Origin of the sequence: Hyphomicrobium facile, from assembly GCF_900116175.1 — a bacterium.
Taxonomy (GTDB): domain Bacteria; phylum Pseudomonadota; class Alphaproteobacteria; order Rhizobiales; family Hyphomicrobiaceae; genus Hyphomicrobium_B; species Hyphomicrobium_B facile.
The window spans coordinates 349,897-369,136 of the sequence record NZ_FPCH01000002.1 but is presented as its reverse complement, the minus strand read 5'-3'; the positions used below and the strand labels follow the sequence as shown (position 1 = coordinate 369,136).

Here is a 19,240-nt window from a genome sequence, read left to right as displayed (position 1 = left end):
ATTGAACCGCAGGCGAACAGTTAACCATATCATAAAAAAGACGTACTCATAATTAGAGTATGAGATCAGAGAATCTTTTTTTGGGTATGTTATGGCGACTTACGTCGAATTCGGACGGTCCTTGGCGGGTTGGCGCACCTCTGCGGGGTTTCCGCAACAAGCTGATCTCGCTCAACGAATTGGAGCCGCACAACAGACGATTAGTCGGTGGGAACGCGGTGAGTCCCGCCCGCGCGTGACCCAAATCCCAGCTTTGGCATCGGCGCTGGGTGTCGATAGCGACGAAGTTTTAGCCGCAGCGGGCTATGCGCCGCAAAAGCTTGTCACCGTTTCCTTCGACAAGCCGTTTCCGCTCGAAGCGTTGGACGAAGAGAGCTTTGAGAAATTCAGCGCTACGCTGCTAGAGCATCGTTATCCTGACGCGACAGTTCATCGGCTAGGAAGCAAAGGGCACACTCAAGAAGGTGCAGATGTCGAGGTAAAATTTCCTGAGGGCCACGTCTGGGATTTTCAATGCAAGCGAGAGCAAGAATTTGGACCCCAAAAGGTCCACACGGCGGTGGGCAAGTACAAGCGCACCGCTGGGAAAAAAATAATTCTGCTGGCACGTATCGCGAGTCCGCAGGCTCGCCAAGCCATCGATTGTCACAACGATTGGGAGATTTGGGACAAGGACGACATTTCCCGTCATGTCCGCCAGCTAACAAAAGACAACCAGCGTCGCATCGTCGATATTTTTTTTCCGCACCTTCGTTTCGCTTTGCTCGGCGAAACCGATCCAAGTCCCTGGATGAGCACGGAAGAATTTTTTGCGCCATTTCTTGGAAAAAAGGGAGCGTTCGGGCACGACTGGGAGTTGGTCGGCCGTGAACAAGAGTTTCATCAACTCTGCGACTACTTAGAGCAGCCCGAAGTCAAGATCATCCGTCTCATCGGCGCGGGTGGTTTCGGTAAAACGCGGTTGTTACGCGAGGCGGTCAAAAAGTTTAAAGCGCGCCGGAAGGGTGTTCTAATTCGCTTTCTATCCGTTGCCGAAGAGCCGACTTCCAAAAGCCTAGATTCTTTAGGTGATGACGAAAAACTTCTCATAATTGACGATTGTCATGACCGAAGCGATCTGAGTCTGGTTCTCCAGTACGCGGCTGATCCTCAACATCGAACCCGACTACTACTCGCGTCTCGTCCGTATGGCGCAGACCTTATCCAACATCAAGCGAGCCGTTTTGGGATTGTTGATAAAAAGACTGTCGATGTTCACTTGCAGCCTCTCGGATTGAAAGACTCGATTGCCTTGGCGCATCAGGTCTTGCGCGACCGAAACGGCCCAGCGACCGCCGCAGAACCTATAGCGAAGATCACTCTCGACTGTCCGCTCTCGACAGTCATGGCCTCTCTGGTCGTATCCAGCGATCATCGTCATGTCGAGTTGGTGAAGAACGCCAAGGCATTTCGCGATACTTTGGTGGCAAGTTTTTACAAAGTCGCTGCTGGCTCAATCGGGGCCAAGAGCGACGAGGCGGCCATCAGGAAGTTATTGCGGGTATTTGCTCTCGTTCAGCCGCTCAATATTGAAGACACGCGTCTTCTCGAAACCGTCGAAAACTTGGAAGGCATCGAAAGGAATGAGACCGCGAGATTGATCCGCGTAATAATAGATGGAGGAGTGCTCTTCAAACGCGGCGGTCTATATCGACTGTCACCCGATCTGCTTGCGGACGCTATAATCGAAAGAGAATGCGTGGCGGCAGAGGGTCGCTCAACGGGCTATGCTGAACGGGTTTTCGACGCGGTGGACAATTCGCCTTCGCTTGAGCGACTAATCGTGAATTTGGGGCGATTGGACTGGCGGCGGAGCGATGGGAATCCGTCGCAGAGTAAATTGCTTGATGGAGTATGGGATAAGCTCAAGCCCCAGTACGAATATCACGATCCGCATTTGAAGGCCGTGGAAGCTGTCGCTTTCTATCAGCCGATGCGGGCTCTTTCTCTTGCCACAAAATTAATAAGAGAGCGCCGTTTCAGTCGGCACGTAGCGGAAATACTCCGCTTCGTCGCATACAACCTCGAACATGTCACACCAGCTTGCGAATGCTTATGGGAACTCGCGACGCGCGATGATCGCGAGACTAATCCGCATCCCGAACATCCAATAAGAATTCTCAGCGAACTCTGTGAAGTAAAGCCAGACAAGCCTCGTGCTTTCATCGAAGCAGTCGCCAAATTTGGTTTTTCCCTACTCGAAAAGCCTGACTCCTGGTCTCACAAGTATACGCCCTTTGATTTTTTGAAATCTATTTTTGAACCGGACGGGCACGTTACATCGTGGGGCGGTCGCTCCATGACACTCGAACAATTCAGCGTCAATCTTACCTTTGTTAGGCCAATCCGTTCAAAGCTGATAAGGGCAACGCTTTCGCTATTGGCTCGGTCCGATCTGCCTCGGGCCGGATTTCTGGCAGCACGCCTTCTGCACGAAGCATTGCGTTACCCGCGAAATTCGTTGAGCCGCGTTGAGTGGGATAGAGAATTCTCCGAGACAATGGCGAAATTAGCGGCTTTGATACGAACAAAAAACCTCTCGCCCGTCGTCTTGCTAGAAATTGCGGACGCGGTTTCTTGGCACGCTCACTACGGGGACGGGACGCCCGCGATTGGAGCAAAAAAACTCTTCTCGGTCCTCCCCAGCACCATAGAATTTCGAACAACGAGAGTTCTCGTGGATGGCTACGGCCATCTGCTCAAAAAGATGTCGGATAACGTTTCCGATGACCACGAGAGCAATTCCAAAGAGCAAGAGAATTTATCAATCGAATTGACCGAAGCGTACCCTTCGGGAGATGAGCTGCGAGCATTCGTGAATACAATGTTGCAAGACATTGCGCGCCACTCCGACGATGTTGACTCGGCGCCCCGACCTTTTTTGGTCGTACTCTGTCGAAAAAACCCGAAATTCGCTGAAGCCATCGTGCGGCACGTCGCGTCGGCGCCCAGCGAAGATGTTATCGACCGCCACGTTGATATCGCGCTCAGTGAGCTCATGGTTGAAGAGCCTGCAAAGGCCAGGGATGCTGTAGAAAATTTTCTGGCTTCTGACGACCCCAAAAAACAATCGGCAGTCGGTTATGCTTACTGTTTTTCGCCCGCGACGCGGTCCTTTGGCAACGAGGCGGTGGAACATGTCCGCAAGCTATTGGCGTCTGAACAGCCGCATGTGGTCGCAAGTGGAATAGCCGCCCTGCGTGGAATGATCCACGAACCCAGAACGGTTTTAGACTTGGTGGTAAGTGGAAATATCTCGGTCACTGCGAACATTGCCGATCAGGCGCTGATGCTTCTCCGCTTTGATCGAGTCAACATGTTCGAGAGCTTAACTGACGAGGATGTGAAAAGGCTTCTCAGTAAATTGGAAGTCTTGAAAGAGCTAGAGGGACATTGGATCGAAGAATTCCTTGCCGAAGCGTCGAAGCAGCACGGGTTGGAATGCGTCGAATTCTTCATCAGAAGAGTCGATCATGCGGCGAAGGTTGTTAGTTGGGATTTTCGACCGTGCAATCATGGACCTTACGGGCATATACCTCTGAAGTTTCGTCAATCCGACGATTTTCCAAAAATCCTGTCTCGCGTTGTTACTTGGCTTTTTGAGCGGACTACGGACGATTTGATTTTTCGTACTCGGTCGGCCGAGCTGTTCGGAACAATATTTACGCCTTTCGACGATCAGCTCGTTGGCGTTCTCCGGCATTTATCCAACACCGCTAACCAACATGAGCTTGAGGCCATAGGTCGTATCATAGGTGAAGGACCGGCCTCGGTCGTGTTGAAAGACCAAGAGTTCGTAATTCACTTGCTCACTCGATCTCGTCAATTCGGCGAGGAATGTTATCGGCGTGTGATCAGCTATCTGTATGGGGCAGCAATTTCAGGGATGCGATCTGGATCGCCCGGCCAGCCATTTAAGCGCGATGTTGATATGCTTGAGGATGCTGAAAAAGCATTGAGCACGATCTCACGCTTCTCCGCTGGTTACGAGTTTTACGAGGGTCTGGCAAAATACGCTCGCGATGCCATCGATCTCAAACGGCGCGAGGATGAAAGACTCGACGACATTTGATTCGACAGGTGGATGAAATGGAGATTTGGGACGTTTTGGTGCAACAGGGCTGGGCAGCCGTCGAGCGAATCTGCGTCGATGGCGTGGAGGAAGGTCAAACGCTCGAATTCAAGAGGAAGGAGAGACCCCGAAAACGCGGAGGCAACCCGCGATGATAGAAAGAGCCTGGGAGAAAGTTTATCGGCGCTGTCAAATGCCGTTGGGGGCGTCTTGATCTTCGGCATCGAAGATAAGAAAGGCGAATCCGATATCGACCGAGCGGACAAACCCCAACCTCTTAATGATGCTGTGTCGTTTGCGAGCAAGATAAAATCAATCGTGCCGGAGATACTGAGTCCCCCGCACGGCGGTATCAAAGTAATGGCCATATTGCAGGCTGAGGGATCGAATTCAGGCGTGGTCGCAATTCAGGTTCCCGAATCGAAATTTCGACCACACATGAGCATGGCTCCCGGTCATCAGAAATACTTTCAGAGAGCCGGTGCCTCCAATCGTGTGATGGTTGATTTTCAAGTGCGCGACATGATCCGTGTCCAACGATCACCGAGGCTTTCTCTCGGTTATATACTCCGGCCCGGAGGCATAGCAGGATCAAGCGATGGAGCGGAGCACCTTTCCTCGTTATTTCTTACCTTGGGCAATGACGGTACAGTCTCGGCCAAGCAGGCGTACCTGCTGGTCCGGCCCGAAACATCTCTCATTCCCGTTCATGGAGCGTCAATGCAATTCGACGCCATCGATGCTGCGAGCAACTGCAAGATTGGCGTTCAAGCTGGTTCAGGCTTTGCAATTCATCCGAGTGTCGAAATTGCTGTGGTGCGTTTTATTTTTCACGTGAAGATGAAGCAGAACGAAGTTTTTATTAGGTTCAACGAGGGAGGAGAACTCGTGCGATGGCGCGACCTGCCTCCCGTAACTGTGAAGGCCGCATTTGGTTGCGAGAACGTACCTCTCACCGAAGCGGAATTCATGCTCAAGCGGAGCGAGATGGAACAAATGGCTAAATGGGTGATAAACTCCCGTCAGCCGTTTCAGTCAAAGCATCGGTACGGGGAATCCGACACGACCGGGTAAAAGAAATAACCTCAACATGTTAGGTTAAATCCTTAATTCAATTTGAACCGGACGGATTTTGGGTTAGCGCTCAGGCCGATCTGAATGTTCAGTATTGAGTGCCTTACCGTGAGCAAGTTAAAGCGTGTGGTATATCCTGGTACACTCTCGCGCCCACTGCGGCCCGGTGAGTCACCTCAAACTAAAATCCCAGAACTAAAGCGACACTTCGGCGTCTCGGCAGATCGTGACGCCTTGATCGAACTCCTAGTGACCGATGTCATTGGACGAAACCTGAGGAACGTCCCCATCGGTCTTCGGGGGGCGCCCAAAGGCGTCAGTGCTGAAGCTAGAATTTCGGAACTCTACAAGTTTCTTGAAGTCACAGACGACGGTGCGGCGCTCTTAGCCCTCGCGGTATTGCGCGTTCCAGGCTTTAAAAAATTGCGGGCCAATCGTAGCGGGGGTCCTCCCGGATCACTGCCAGGAACCTGTAGAGGAATGAGAAGGGCGCGCGCGAGAGAGATTGGCGCACAGATTGTGGAAGTCTTTCAAGAAATGAAGGCCGCAGCTCCTCGCCGGAAGAGCATCGATATCGCGCTCGAAATCGCGACATCAGAGACGCATCGCTATCTCAAGCTCGATCCAAAGCAAATAGTGGAAGCGTGCAAGCCTGCGAAAGCGAAGCGAGATGAAAAGCGAGCGATAAAAGCCGAAGAGCGAATGTTTGCGGAGCTTGCTCGACGAGTCGCTGCAAATCGCCGTCCCAACTAGCCGACGTGATCGACTGAGTTTGTTGCTATATTTATATTTGTCTCCTGTAACTGAAACAGGAGCTACACGTGCAAAATTCTCGCTACGTCTCAACCGCTGAAGCTTGCGATCTGCTCGCAACCTACAGCACTCGGCTTTGGACCCTGGTGGGGACCAAGTTAAGCCCACCGTATCGCGCAAGCCCCCGAAAGGTCTTCTGGCTTCGCTCCGAAGTGGAAGCGCTAGTGGCCGAGCAGGAAGCTTTGAAACAGCGCCTGAATTCCTAAAAAATAAGGCGCCTCATCGCGCACAAACGAAAATTAAGCGAAAGGAACATCGCACATGAAAGCGGTGAATGATAATTCGCGGCCAAATGCTGGTCGCAAGAAACCAAGCGTGGAGCTTGAGCCCGATCCCGATGCTGTAGATCGCATTCGAGCCTCGGCTGCTCTATCCGTGCCAAAGCTTGGCCACAGCCTCGCGTATCATCCTATGAGCATCGGTTATGTTCGAAACAAGTTTGACGGTTTTCAGCCGCTACGAAATGTTCCTTTGGGAGGAATTTTTCAGGCGTTCCTGTCGGAGCATCGGGAACAGAGCAAGAAAGACCTGCACGGATTAATCTATGGGAACGGTCTCGGGTATCGTACCGACGTTTGTTTCGAAACCGTAGACGCCCTAACTTATGACATCGACAACACTGGGAAATATAACGCCGTTTGCGATGCGTTTAAGGAGTTCGGCTGCGCCAGTGTCGTCTACACGACCTTCAATCACGGGCGCTCACGTCAGAAACTTCAGGACAAAGAATTCGCCGCGTTACTAGCTCGGCGCAAGAAATTCCCGAGCGTTCCTGTTTCAGACGAGGAAGTGGCAGAATTCTGCGCATCCATCTCGAAATATTCGGAACTGAAGAACGTAACCGTCCTTCACGAGGGTAAAATTCAAGATGCGGTCGAAAACCCTCATTTTGAGATGCAACACGATCCTGAAGAGAAATCACGAAGCATTCTCTTTTTGAAAAAGCCCATACCGCTTGCTGTTGTGGGGCAGGACGGTTTCCGTGCGATCTACCACGCCGTGGGCACCACCATCTTGGATACCATTTCCTACGATAAGAGTTGCGAGAACCCCTCTCGAATTCATTGGACGCCCGCAAAGCCTCTCCGGTCATCAGTCGGACATAGCGTCGAAGTTTTCAAAGGCGAGCTTTTCGATTGGGAGGTCATCTGGAACGAAATTAAGACGGATATTGAAAAGCGCCGCCTCGAAACGATCAAGCTATCGGAAGCGCGGCGACAAGCACGAGAAATGGCAGGTGCGGAAGGTGTTGCAGCCCAAGTCGCCCAGTGCCTGGATCACATACCGGCAAGCATCGAGTACAAGAAGTGGTTTTCAGCATTAGCCGCAATCCATAACGAGACGGATGGAAGCGACGCCGGTCGGTCTTTAGCGCACGAATGGTCCATGCGCGCGCCAGAACTCTATGACGAGAGCCGAGTAGATAAAATTTGGGACGGCCTTGAGCGCGATCAACGTGCGGATCGCAAAGCGAGCATGGGTACCCTCATCTTCCTTGCGCGCGAGAACTGTCCCGAATTTTGCCCCGGGCGAACCGGCGCAAAATATAAAAAATCTAATGCAGCCGCGTACGCCAAAATGGTCCGCGAGATGGGAGTTAGTCCATGATTTTGAATACACCCGCTTTTGAGGAAGAGACGGCTTGCGAAGGTTCAATAGATACTGAGTCGTTTCGAGAAAAAGTAGAAACGATTGTCGCGACCTTGCTCGTGCCCGATGGTAACGGCGGCTTCAATTTCTCTACGCCGTTTACTGAGTTGAGCCGCAAGGGATTGCCATTGAAGACAATCCAAAATACGCGCGAAGGGCTTATGCTTTTTCGCATAGCGATTGCTTATAATTCTTTCGCGAACATCTACGAGTTGCGCGGCGTCGCAGGGCATAGCGAACTGACGGACGCATCGCTCCGAGCCATCTGGTCGGCGTTCGAGCAGGCACGATACCAGGTTTCGCAAGCCGTCCTCATCCAGCATCTCTTCGTCATCGCGGAGGAACTGGCCTATAATCCGCTTCATGAACTTTTCAATCGGCTCGAAGTCGCGTGGGATGGACAGCCTCGTCTTGCAACGTTTCTCTCCGACTACGCGCGGGTCGAACAAAACGAATTTACAAGCTTCGTCGGGAAGAGCGCGATGATAGCTGCTGTTCGTCGCGTTCGATTTCCGGGAACACCTTATAAGTACGTTCCCGTGCTCGAAGGTGGTCAAGATGCACGAAAATCAAGCTTTCTACGAGCCCTGGCTTTTGACAAGTACTTTGATGACAACCTCGAAATCGGCGCAAGCTCCAAGGAAGTCATTGAACTGATGGGAGGCATTCTCATCGCCGAGTTCGGAGAAATGGCTCAAAAAAAGCGTTCGGAAATCGAAAAAATTAAGTCGTTTGTGTCTCGCGCGATCGACCGGGCGCGTCGTGCTTATGACCGGACTGTTTCGACAGTCCCACGCCAATTCGTCTGTTGGGGCACAACAAATGACCACAAATACCTTTCGGACCCGACTGGGAGTGTTCGATTCTGGCCTTTGAAATGCGCAGCGGATGCGGAAAACCCCATCGATGTGGATGGATTGAAGGACGTGTTGCTGCAATTGTGGGGGGAAGCTGCCGCGATGGAAACGAAAGCGCGAAAGGAAAACGATCTGACTGTCATCTATCCGACTGCTGATATTCTTGCTCTTGCTCGCGCACAACAAGATGAGCGGTTTACGGGCGGTGAAATTTACGAGCGCCTGCTTGAGAATCTTGACCCCGTCCAAATTCGGGCCCTCATGGCTCGATTTTCTCGCTCAGGCGTATTCATCCCGTTCAAACAGGTCTGCGCGGCCGCATGTTTGCCCGGGGACGCCGAGTTGAATTCGGCGATTTCCAGCGCAATCAAACAGGCAATGACAAAGTTGGGATTTATCCCGGCGAATCGTCGTGTCGCGGGGAAGATGACACGCGGTTACATGTTCGGTGAACTGCCGACCGGAGACCTGAGCGATGATTGGTTGCTGCTCATGGCAAATTCGAACGAGATTTGCCTTAAGACGCAGTTGCTCGAAGGTAAGAAGGTCGGCGAAGCCCGTGCGGATGTGACGTATCGCGAGGTTTGAGTCGTTCGCTTGCTTTGAAACAGTGAAACTCTGAAACACAGGCAATTGAATTTATATCTTGTTGAACAGTACTCGATACCTGTCTGTAGGTTTGCACGAAGTTGCTGTTTCAGCGTTTCTCGGTTGCGTAATAAGCCTGCTCACGATTTAGAGCGCTTATTGCGACCAACTCTTGCCCGTCTCTCTGATCGTTCATTCAGGAGTGAGCGCCTTTCCGGCGCAAGCGGTTTTCTGCCTCGGTAGCCAAATTTTCGAATTCTGCCATTCGGGCGGAGGAAAGTCCTCCAAACCGCGTCAGATCCTCGAACAGTTTCTGGAACCAGCGAAGCGACACCCATCGCAAATAGCGACCGCGTAATGAAGATACGGGTCCAAGTGACGGGTCCAAGTACCACCAGGACTTGCCGTAACGCGCAAGGCGCTGGCGGGCCAAACAGGCGTTGACGTAAGAACGGTCGCACCGTGCGTGATGGGCAATTCCTCGCGGGACCAGCGGCCCAACTATCCGCCACTCTTCCTCGTCTAGCTCGTATCCGGTCAACGCGACTTCCCATGGCGTTGGTGGTTGAACCTGCCGTTGCTCGATCTTGGTGGGAAGGGTGTAGCGCGGAACTCCGAGCGCCAAAGCTATCTGATCGAAATCTTCTGCAGATTTTACAAGTGTGATTTGTTCTATCATAGGCTTAATTCTTCCGAACGTGTTTATTATGATTAATAATGGGGTCCATGAGTAGTAATATCAAGAATTAGGTTCACCTTGATCCGAGGTAATACTTGAAAAACATCGCGGACATTATAGATTTTACCTCAGTTGGGGAGCTGCTGTAGTGCCTCCCCAAGAAAAGAGGAGGTAAAGCCATGCGGTCTGGGAATGCCGCCATAAAACGCAAAGCGTTTGGCTATTGCCGCTGCTCTACTGAGGCGCAAAGCGAGAGAGGCGACACGCTGGAAGCCCAAAAGAGGGCAATACAACTTGTCTGCGAGTTGGAAGGCTTCGAACTCGTGGAAATCTATAGTGATCCAGCCATCTCGGGTTCAGTGCCATTTGCCAGTCGTCCCGGCGGCGCTCAGTTGCTTTCGGTGGCCGACGCGGAAAACATCATTGTCAGCACGAAGCTAGATCGCGTCTTCCGCGACGCCCATGACGCAAGTGGAACACTGAAGATTCTCAAAAAGCGAAACGTTGGCCTTTACCTCCGTGACCTTGGCGGGGATGTCACCATGTCCAACGTGTCGTCGCTGGTTTTCGGACTTCTGAGTAACGTCGCGGAGTTCGAACGAAGCCGCATCGCTGAGAGAATTCGCGACGTGAAGAAGAGCCAACGCTCGTCAGGCAGGTACATGGGCGGCGGCGTGCCGCTCGGCTTTGCCCTCGAAACTGATCCGTCAACGGGAAAGCTCATGCTCATGGTCGATGCTGAACTGCAAGCTGAGGCAAGAAAGCTCAAGGAGCAGGGCTACTCAGCACGCCTCGCCGCTGGTTCACTGAAGGCTCAGGGCTACGCCGCATCACACAAGTCGGTGCTCAGGCTTTGGCAGCAGCTTGTGGAACCGTTGCCACCGACGGCTGCCTGCGCGGGGAGCGGCGTCCGGCAGTCCTCCACCTAGGCAAGCCATTAGATTGCAATCGAATTTTGAGTTGCAATTTCGGTGTCGCGGCAAGCCTTATTGCATGTTCTATAAATAGAATCATGTGGGACCGCCCCGATTTAATGGATATTGGGAAAAGCGAAAATGAAATGGGAATGGCCGTATGGGGACCCCATGGGATATTTTTGATCCCCCCTAAAAAGCGGCGCCCTCGCTGCTGAAATGGGGCAGACGATTTCAGGCATTAACGGACTGCACCTATTGAATTATTTTTCTGTTTTCCCATATATGGATAACGCGGCGGGCGTATATCGACTTATTTCTGCGACCCGGAAAAAGGCCAAGCGAATGCGTCCGCCGCATAGGGAAAATCGTTATGGCGTACCGTTCGAAATCCAATTTGCCCCATTTCGGCGGGGCATTGAGTCCCTGGGCCCTCCAATTGGCCAATTGGGGCCTGCGCGAGATTGTGCAGTCGCGGTCTCACGTGCCGTTTATGCGACTGCACGATCACGGCCCGGTATGCCTGATTGTTCCAACGATTAAACCGGAAGAGCTTTCGCTGCTGGTATTTTACGGGCTGAAGCGCGCTGCCCTCGCGCCGACCTTATTGACCGCGTCTGGGGCTGGCAAAACTCTTGAACACGATTGGAAGCGATTTTCGCGGGCATTCGTTCACGTGCAAGTTGGCATGTTCGGCCAACTCGAAGGCGTAAATCACGACGCTACGCTGCGAGCCGCAAATGAGCTTCTCCGAACCAATTGCCTCCGAACCCCGAGTCTGAGCGAGATCGACTCGGCACTCTCAACTTCGCTCGATTTGGTCGCATCAAGTCTTGAGCAGGCCAATGAAAAGATCCGTCATGAAATTTGTAATTGAGGCGAAGGACGCTGCCGCGCGGCTCGGCGTCAGCAAGCATCGTCTGTTGCGTCTCGTCCTTGATCGCAAAATCCCACCGCCGCAGAAGATTTATGGCTGGTCGAAGGAGGACTTCGACAAACTTGATGAGGGAAAGTATGTGGACCGCTGAAGAAGATCGTCAGTTAACCGAAAACTGGCTACGTGCCGAATCTAAACGCAAGGAAGAGGCGCTCGCTCACAGCAGCAAACTTGCGAGCGCGATACCTCGCCGCTGGAAATGCCTGCGGAGGATTTGAAACCCAGTTATCCCCGCACGGGTCGAGGTCCGGAAACCAGTATGGAAATGCTTCGACGAGCGAATGCGGGGACCTATGAGGGTCGCATCACCGAACAGTCTCTTACCGAGGCGGAGATGGGAATGTCGCAACGCGAGTTCGACGCGCTTCGCCCGGATCGGCAGCTGGCCATCGCGAACACCGTGTTCTTTCAGCGGATATCTTCGAAATGAACGAGCTATACATTCGCTCGGAGGCTCATGACGGACGGCTCTTGGGCTGGGAGCAGTCGCTTGCAAATTTTGCGATGTCGGAAGTGGTCAAAGCAGCAACAGACCGGGCATTCGTAGTTCTGCACCGCTATTCCAATAAGCCCTGTCTACTGTTCTCAGAAGTCACCACGGCTACAGTAATGATTCTAGCCATGTACGATTTAGCGCCACAAGTGCCCTGGCTGGCGATGGCGCGTGGCCGATATGATCTTCTGCTGGGCAACTGGGAGCAATACTGCTCCGCTTTCCTCGCTGCCGAATTTCGGGCGGAACCCACTCCCTTTTTCCTAAACATAAATGCCGCTGCATCGAACAAATCTGTTGCCGAATTGGAAACGCATTGGTGTTCGGAATTTCCTGCGCTCTCCGAGATCGATGAGAACCTCGGCTCGTCGCTTGTCGCTTCTTCTTCCATTCGCGCCACTATGCAACCGATAGATCAACGCGAATAATTTCCCCAGCAGGATGTCGGTTCTGCGGTTCCGCATCATCCTCCGCGCTGAACCTCCAGACAGAGACCTCTCGAAATCCATCGATCAACGAAAGAAGCATCGCGTTCCAGGCAAACACTTTTGGTCCGAACGGTACGATCACGACACGTCCGTCAACTAGTAGTTGCTCGCAAACCCTTCTGAGAAGGTTTAGGGAGCTCCCCCACTCAGTAAGATTATATTCAAGATTGATTGCAGGAATGTGTGACGAGATTTTTTTAGATTCTTCTCGAACAAGCGGTATGTAGCGCCGGTCCAGCCCCCTCGGTAAAAAAAGTACCGTCCTTCCCGGCTCAAGATACGATATAGCACCGAGCGCCAAGTTTTCCTCATATCCTAATCCCATAATCAGGCACAGTGGACTATCCGGGCGAGAGGACCATCCAGCGAACTCGGCCCGAACCGGACCGGCAAATCGCATGGGCGGCGTAATTGGGGGTTTCTCGAAGGTGGCGGGTGCATATACGGCATGTATCGCAATTTCTCGATCCATCGAAAATCGGTCGATTGCGCATATGACATTTGCCATCATTTGCCGTGACATAACACTGATGTCCACGATCAGCGTCAGAGGATGACTATCCAAGCCTGCGGTAGCCGAGAAGCGCTTTACAAGTTCCTCGGTAGTCCCGTGTTCGCAGCCCGGTATCGTCGATGCGTTCATGCTTCGAAACAGTTCAAGATTCTCTGAATAATCGAGAACTTGATGGAACGGGAACTCAAGGCCGATGAATGCACCGATTTTCGTTTCGGATTTCTTTGAGAATTTTTCCAGCGCAAATCGTGCACGGCGTTCGTATCCAATTGCCCCGATAAACAAATCGGCGCTTTCCAATCCTTTTTCTCCAATCACCTCCACCGATCTCATCCTATCTCTCCGCAAATAGCTCTTCTTGCGCTGCTTCAGATAGGAGGTTGGAAAGAGCAATTTGTCTTCCCAAAATCAGAGGCAGTTTATATCGGGGACATAACGTATAGGATATTCTAAAGCGCTTGTTTGTAAGTCCCTCTAATATACTGTCGGGAGAGACACCAGTTTCTGGAACATAGATTATAGCTCCCGCATTCAACGCTTCGCCAATTGCCTCTTCCGCTGTCGGAGGCAGGCTCTTGTCGAACATAAAAGATCCTACGTAGTCTGGGTCGAAATGTTCACCTAGCAAACGCGCTGCTAGTCTATCTCCAATAACGTCCACAAGCCCCGGTAAACCTTTACGAGCAAGCGGCCCTTGTAAAGAGACCGGCGTCGCAAGAAGAAGCGATTGAACATGGCTAGACGCCGTCTCGATAGCGATGTTCTGCAACGGTACGGAGAGCCTAGCTTTGGCATTACTTTCACGCGCTTGTTCGAGGGCCTTTGCGAGCGGCGTTAGCAATATAAGCAGGGTCCGGGGATTTCCGTCAGCCAATTGAATTATCGACGGATAGCCTGCGTACAGGGATGGACTTTTTCGGGATCTCTGTTTTGCTCTTCCGAGATCGTCGTTCGACGATTTATCCCAATGCTGGAGATAAAAATTCCGCATAACAACGACGGGCAACACCTTCCGCACCAGCGCCGCGGATTCATTCTCGGTCAGGCGACTTTTTCGGCCTAGTCGCTTAGAGTTATAATAAGCTTTGAACGATGGATCTTTCGAAGCTAGCTCCTCGAAAATGTCGGGAGCGGTTTGAGGCGTTGCCCCTGTGGAGGCCGAATAACGTGTGCGTCCCTTTTCAAATACTGATGTGCCGAATATCTCGTGAAACTCGCTCCGAGTGACGTTCAGTTTTCGAAGAATATGTTCTGCGAACGTTGCCGAAAACGCATCCGTGTCGTTCTTGTGGGCGTAACTGAGGCTGACAACTTTGTAATCGTGGTTGGCTTTCGCTATCGTGCTCGACTGAAGAATTTTCGATAGTTCACTCATGTACGGCCAGAAGGCCATCTTGATTATAAATCTCGGGTCAAAACTTCGCAGAGACTTGAAGAGAAGTTTGCCGATGTGCTGAGGAGCGATCTCGATTTCATCGAACAAAAGCCCCCAGCGTCGGTGGGGTTGTCCTATGAGACCATTGATCACGTCGAGGATCAAAGAAAGAGAATTGAAAAAGTCGCTAGTGTTGGAGAATGGAATTGCTGACAAGTTCCTCGTTTTTGCGTTTCGAGGATCCATCAGGCCGAGATAGCTACGAAGGGCTACCTCTAATCCGAGGAAAGTCGTTGCGGGCACATCAATACGAAGGCCCTGCGCAACCATCTGGACAAACGTGGCCTCAAGCTCGCTATCAACCTGGAACGCAAGGTGAGATAAGTAATCAGGAGAGCCTTTCCTTCCTAAATTGGCCGCTTCGTGTATCGCATTTATTAAGGCGAGTACGGTGTGCGTATAAAAAGCGGCCCTTCCCCACTCATCTTCCTCTGTCGACGCGTTAGCAAGCTGCTCGCTCCAAACTTGATCGGACGCTATGAAAGCGGAGTTGAATTCGATTTCTCTAATCTTTTGATCAGTTCCCGGTGCGCGCCAATTCTCCAAGGCGCTGATAGTTAGCATCTTGAGTAATGTTGTTTTACCGCTACCGCGCGGACCTATTATTATGTTGTGATTCATCGACGCCACGTCATCAAATTGGTTCGGCTCAACGAAGGATGCAGCGACCTTCGCGGGCGGAACGAAACGGGCGTTGAACTCAAGCGCTAGTTTTGTAGGCATTGGCCACCCCTGAAAATTCGCGCCCAACTTGGAGCGGCACGCCCTCAGGATCAATGATGTTGAGCCCAAACCTTGACTTAAGTGTTTGACGAAGTAGCTCAGCGTCTTGAGGAAGCAAGCAATCAACCGTGGGTATGTATGATACGAGTTCCGGCCAATTAATGCTTGAGAGATTTTTTTCTCTCAGCAGTTTATCGATGGCGAGAGCAACGGACGCGGCGTCACCTCGGTGCCCAAAGCCAGCGCGTGTGGGCAAGCCCCTGTTCTGCTGTGCGCGCCTCCACCCACGTCCGTAGTCCCAATCCCAACTTCGAACTTCGCCCGCGATACCCTGACCGATAGCTTCTGCCTTGCGGCTGTCGAGCGTTACCAAATGAAACTGGTTAGGGGATTTGTTGGTCGCATCTTGATTGACATTGAAGCTGAAACTCGCTGCCCCCAGAATCACAGGTGCGCTACCACCTCCGCCCGCGTAGAACAACCGAGGTCGATGTTTGTGACCATGGATTACGAGCCAGGTCCCATACGAGCCGCATCCAATCATGGCCAGGAGTTCGTCGCCACCGACCATTTGACTATAATCGACTTCAGAAATCTCATTGTTGCGGACGAGGTGATGGTGACAAACGAGAATGTTGAACCCGCAATCAGAAGCACCTTCTTTTAGACGCTGTTCGATGTTTTGAACGGTTCGTTGAGTAACTCGACCATGCTCGTACTCGCTTTTTTCTGATTTGCCGTATCCATGATACGCGGCACTGTTCAAAGCAACTATACGAGCAGGTCCAACGCGCCGAATGCTGAAATGCTCAGCCCAGAATTCCAAATAGTTCCGATGGTCGTCCCAAGGAACCCTGGGGCGAACGGCCATTATTTGTCCGCGAGCGTCGTAATCGGAAATTTTAAACCGGGAATCAAGATCGTGGTTTCCCGGCGTTGCGATCAAGGGCACGTCGCCCAGAGATTTTGCTATGGCTGAGAGTTCATTCCAAACGTAACTGAGTGCTGAAGGGTTTGACTTGTCGGCAAGATCGCCGGGGCAGATTATGCAATCAGGCTTTGGAACACCCGAATTAATGGTGTTCCGTAGCTCACCTAGCGGATCTTTTATCGTGTCAGCAGCAATTTGCCTGGCGCTCACGTAGGACGCCGCGCTGGAACTTGTGGGATCCGTATCGATTGCGTGAATGTCGCTTACTACCAAAGCGGCAAATTTGTCGGCCGTCGGCAGTGCAACAGTCTTCTTAGCCTTCGACATTTGTCACGATCATCTCCTTATCGACCTTGCGGGAGGAGGCAAATCCTCCGACGTTCCGAGTCACGCTAATTCGATGCTTATTCCATTGGAGGCAAGCTTTTCGAAGTTTTGATGTGTCCTTGTAAGTCAGAACGAATTTAGCGCCACCCTTGTCAGCGATAGAGAGAAGATCGATTAGATCGTCAAAATCCCTCTCTCTAAATATGCTGGCGTTGTAATCAACGAAGATTCGTTTTCTGGCGGAGAGGTACGGAGGGTCAACATAGATAAAGTGTCGGGGGCTCCACTTCCGAGAAAGAGCAACGCGAAAATCTTTTACCTTCATCGAAGCAAGTGAAAGTTGAGCGCTTGCTCTTTTGAAGTGTTCGAGTGAGGGAAGTGACCCGGTCTTCTCGCCTCCGTAGGGTACATTGAACTGCCCGCGTTTATTGGTGCGCCAAAGGCCGTTGAAACATCTCCGATTTAGATAGAGAAATATCTTTGCGGACTGATATTCGCTCAATTTGCGAGAATTGAACTGCTCGCGCAGCGCGTAGTAGGTGCTCGGATCGTTGGGAAGCGCGGAGAGGTCGTTCCACAATGACTCGGGATGATCACGCACCCGCTCAAACGTATTTATGAGATCGGAATTGAGGTCCGACAAATACGCTCTATGGGGCTTGAGGTGAAAGAAAAGCGCCGCTGAGCCACAGAATGGCTCAACGTAAGTTTGCCCGTTAGACCAAAATCTACTGAGGGCACCGAGGCTTTTGTTCTTGCTTCCCGCCCACCGTAAAACGCTAGCACCCCGCGCACGGTTCTCGCCGTGAATAGAAGCGTTCGCGCTCAACGGCATCGTGCACCCCAATTTGAAATTGTCACGCGTCTGCGAGACGAGGAAGAATTGGCAATCGCGACTTGCGAAGACGAATAGTCAGTCCGTCAGAGCAATAGTTGTCAAGTCACCCTGCCGGGACGGTTTCTGAGAGAGAGACGGGAATGGCGAGGATAGCGTGCTTGAGTGGCATCAAAGCGCGAATAACGGCGGCGATTCGCAGCCACGACACAACCCCAAGCATCGGCCATATATAGCAAAAGCAATCTTACAAGCTACTAGAATACTCGCGTTTGCTGGTCGCGCAATCGTTCGGCGGCGCGATCCTGATTCGGCGCGATGGCTTCTCCATTCCATTCGATTCGGCTAAGGGGCCGAGCATTTCAAGTGCTGCGCGATTCTGCGGCGTATCCTTCAATACCCACATAGTTGACCGATAAAGGTTCTCTAAGTGGCGAGACCAGCGTTCCAACGCCTCCAGCATCTCCTTCTCGTAGGTAGCCCGGTTGTAGATTGCGGCGACGCCTGAAACTTGTCCGTCCCTGTGATTGATAATGCGCTCGACGACATGTGGCGCGACGCCCTTTTCCGCCAATCGGGTACTCATCGTGCGCCGCAAATCGTGAAGCCGCCAATCGCTGATATGGCATTTTTCGTCGAGGCGGCGCTTCGACCGCGACCATCCCGAAAACGTACCTCTCTTCGCCCCTTGACCTGGAAAGACATAAGTAGATGCTCCCCGAGGGATGTTGTTGAGAATTTGAATCATAAGATCGGTCAGAGGAAGCCGATGGGGCTTGTCGCCGGTCTTCGTTCGGTGCGCTGGGATGGTCCAGACGTTCTTCGAGAAATCGAACTCTTTCCACATTGCCTCAGCAACCTCATCCCGACGCTGGCCGGTTACTAGGAGTAGCTGGACGATGGCGTTGAATGTGGAGTAGGTACCGATCACGGTTGTCCAGATTGCCTTCAGTTCCTCCGTTTCAAGCACTCGCTCGCGGCTTCTCGGTTTGCTTGGATTGGGAAAGTCTTTGCCGATTGGCGAAGCCGAAATGATTCCGACGCCTTTTGACCATTTGAAAAGCAGGCGAAGCGCATAGTAGGCGTGGCGCTGTGTGCTGGGAGCGGAGATGCCTTCCAGAAGCTTTGCGACATCGGCCGCTTCGACACTTGCGAGTGTGCGCCCCTTCCACCTATTTGCGACTTCCTTTCGCAGAAGGCGCGCGACTTCCTTGGCATGGTCGGGTTTGGCTCCCGAAAGCCCTTTCTCGATGAAGCGTTCAACAACCTTTTCGCACGGGGGCGAAGTATCTTTGGCTTTCTGCGCAGCGCGCTTTTCGGCCATCGGGTTCAGACCCTCTCGCGCGGCTGCAAGGAGCCCGTATCCGATCTCGCGCGCCTTCTTGAGCTTGAGGGGAGGCGTTTTGCCAATCGTGCACCTGAGAGTTTTGCCCTGGTGCCGATAGCGGACCGCGAAGCTCTTGATGCCACGCTCAGTGACCCTCAGAACAAGACCGGGGAGTACAGTGTCAAAAACTTCCAGTCGCTTCGCCGGTGGCGCCACATCGATAGTCGCAATCGTTTCGTCGGTGAGCCTTTGCTTCATCGCGCACTGTTCCCTGTAGTCCGCCGGGGACACGCCGGGGACACACTTTCCTCATCAGAAACCACTGAAGAGCGCAGTCAACACACTCTTGCCGTGTGCCATCCAGCCAGACTTCTTCTAAAAGCGCGAGGAAATACAGGCGTTTACCTAACATGTTAAGCTAACCGCGCCGGAAGTGGTCGTACAACCGCCGCTACAGCGCACCAGTCTGGGGGACTGGGGGTCGGAGGTTCAAATCCTCTCGCTCCGACCATTTTTCAAAGGCTTACGCACCGAACCGGGCTTC

General features: G+C 52.3%; 16 protein-coding genes. 10 read left to right on the top strand and 6 right to left on the bottom strand.

Annotated elements, in window-relative coordinates:
- Nucleotides 1–91: 91 nt before the first annotated feature.
- The 5 genes from BM399_RS08765 (at nucleotide 92) to BM399_RS08745 (ending at nucleotide 9,093) form a co-directional block, all read left to right on the top strand.
- Nucleotides 92–4,111 (top strand): XRE family transcriptional regulator, encoded by a 4,020-nt coding sequence (locus BM399_RS08765; protein ID WP_092867163.1) that lies wholly within the window; start codon nucleotides 92–94, stop codon nucleotides 4,109–4,111.
- A gap of 12 nt (nucleotides 4,112–4,123) precedes the next feature.
- Nucleotides 4,124–5,185: an RNA-binding domain-containing protein gene (locus BM399_RS08760; protein ID WP_092867161.1), complete on the top strand. Its 1,062-nt coding sequence runs from the start codon at nucleotides 4,124–4,126 to the stop codon at nucleotides 5,183–5,185.
- A gap of 537 nt (nucleotides 5,186–5,722) precedes the next feature.
- Nucleotides 5,723–5,938, top strand: coding sequence for a hypothetical protein (locus tag BM399_RS08755; RefSeq protein ID WP_143111388.1), 216 nt, complete (start codon nucleotides 5,723–5,725; stop codon nucleotides 5,936–5,938).
- A 321-nt stretch (nucleotides 5,939–6,259) separates the two neighbouring features.
- Nucleotides 6,260–7,606, top strand: a complete 1,347-nt coding sequence (locus BM399_RS08750; protein WP_092867157.1) for a PriCT-2 domain-containing protein — start codon at nucleotides 6,260–6,262, stop codon at nucleotides 7,604–7,606.
- Nucleotides 7,603–9,093: a VapE domain-containing protein gene (locus BM399_RS08745; protein ID WP_092867155.1), complete on the top strand. Its 1,491-nt coding sequence runs from the start codon at nucleotides 7,603–7,605 to the stop codon at nucleotides 9,091–9,093. Before BM399_RS08750 ends, BM399_RS08745 begins: the two co-directional genes overlap by 4 nt.
- Before the next feature lie 196 nt (nucleotides 9,094–9,289).
- Here the strand turns inward: BM399_RS08745 and BM399_RS20910 are convergent, their stop codons facing one another.
- A complete protein-coding gene (locus BM399_RS20910) occupies nucleotides 9,290–9,772 on the bottom strand; it encodes a transposase (protein WP_143111387.1) in 483 nt (160 codons plus the stop codon).
- Between the two features lie 179 nt (nucleotides 9,773–9,951).
- On the opposite strand from BM399_RS20910, the gene BM399_RS08740 reads away from it, so the two are divergent.
- From BM399_RS08740 to BM399_RS08730, 5 genes are all read left to right on the top strand, one after another.
- Nucleotides 9,952–10,701, top strand: coding sequence for a recombinase family protein (locus BM399_RS08740; RefSeq protein ID WP_092867153.1), 750 nt, complete (start codon nucleotides 9,952–9,954; stop codon nucleotides 10,699–10,701).
- A 358-nt stretch (nucleotides 10,702–11,059) separates the two neighbouring features.
- Nucleotides 11,060–11,563 carry a hypothetical protein gene (locus BM399_RS08735; protein ID WP_143111386.1) on the top strand — a complete coding sequence of 168 codons (504 nt, stop codon included), beginning with the start codon at nucleotides 11,060–11,062 and terminating at the stop codon, nucleotides 11,561–11,563.
- Entirely contained in the window at nucleotides 11,547–11,714 is a 168-nt protein-coding gene (locus BM399_RS21135; RefSeq protein ID WP_177228098.1) for a hypothetical protein, read from the top strand. The genes BM399_RS08735 and BM399_RS21135 overlap by 17 nt, the downstream gene beginning before the upstream one ends.
- A 168-nt stretch (nucleotides 11,715–11,882) precedes the next feature.
- Entirely contained in the window at nucleotides 11,883–12,053 is a 171-nt protein-coding gene (locus tag BM399_RS21130) for a hypothetical protein (RefSeq protein WP_177228097.1), read from the top strand.
- A complete protein-coding gene (locus tag BM399_RS08730; RefSeq protein WP_092867149.1) occupies nucleotides 12,050–12,544 on the top strand; it encodes a hypothetical protein in 495 nt (164 codons plus the stop codon). Before BM399_RS21130 ends, BM399_RS08730 begins: the two co-directional genes overlap by 4 nt.
- On the opposite strand, the gene BM399_RS08725 is transcribed toward BM399_RS08730, so the two are convergent.
- From BM399_RS08725 to BM399_RS08705, 5 genes are all read right to left on the bottom strand, one after another.
- The gene (locus BM399_RS08725) at nucleotides 12,516–13,451 is read right to left on the bottom strand and encodes a hypothetical protein (protein ID WP_092867147.1); all 936 of its coding nucleotides are present in this window, start codon (nucleotides 13,449–13,451) and stop codon (nucleotides 12,516–12,518) included. The genes BM399_RS08730 and BM399_RS08725 overlap by 29 nt on opposite strands.
- A 1-nt stretch (nucleotide 13,452) precedes the next feature.
- Entirely contained in the window at nucleotides 13,453–15,276 is a 1,824-nt protein-coding gene (locus tag BM399_RS08720; RefSeq protein WP_092867145.1) for an ORC-CDC6 family AAA ATPase, read from the bottom strand.
- A complete protein-coding gene (locus BM399_RS08715; RefSeq protein ID WP_092867143.1) occupies nucleotides 15,254–16,534 on the bottom strand; it encodes a metallophosphoesterase family protein in 1,281 nt (426 codons plus the stop codon). The genes BM399_RS08720 and BM399_RS08715 overlap by 23 nt, the downstream gene beginning before the upstream one ends.
- The gene (locus BM399_RS08710; protein WP_092867141.1) at nucleotides 16,521–17,369 is read right to left on the bottom strand and encodes a DNA adenine methylase; all 849 of its coding nucleotides are present in this window, start codon (nucleotides 17,367–17,369) and stop codon (nucleotides 16,521–16,523) included. The genes BM399_RS08715 and BM399_RS08710 overlap by 14 nt, the downstream gene beginning before the upstream one ends.
- Nucleotides 17,370–17,616: 247 nt before the next feature.
- Complete coding sequence (locus BM399_RS08705; protein WP_092867139.1) at nucleotides 17,617–18,954, bottom strand: tyrosine-type recombinase/integrase; 1,338 nt, start codon at nucleotides 18,952–18,954, stop codon at nucleotides 17,617–17,619.
- Nucleotides 18,955–19,240: the final 286 nt, after the last annotated feature.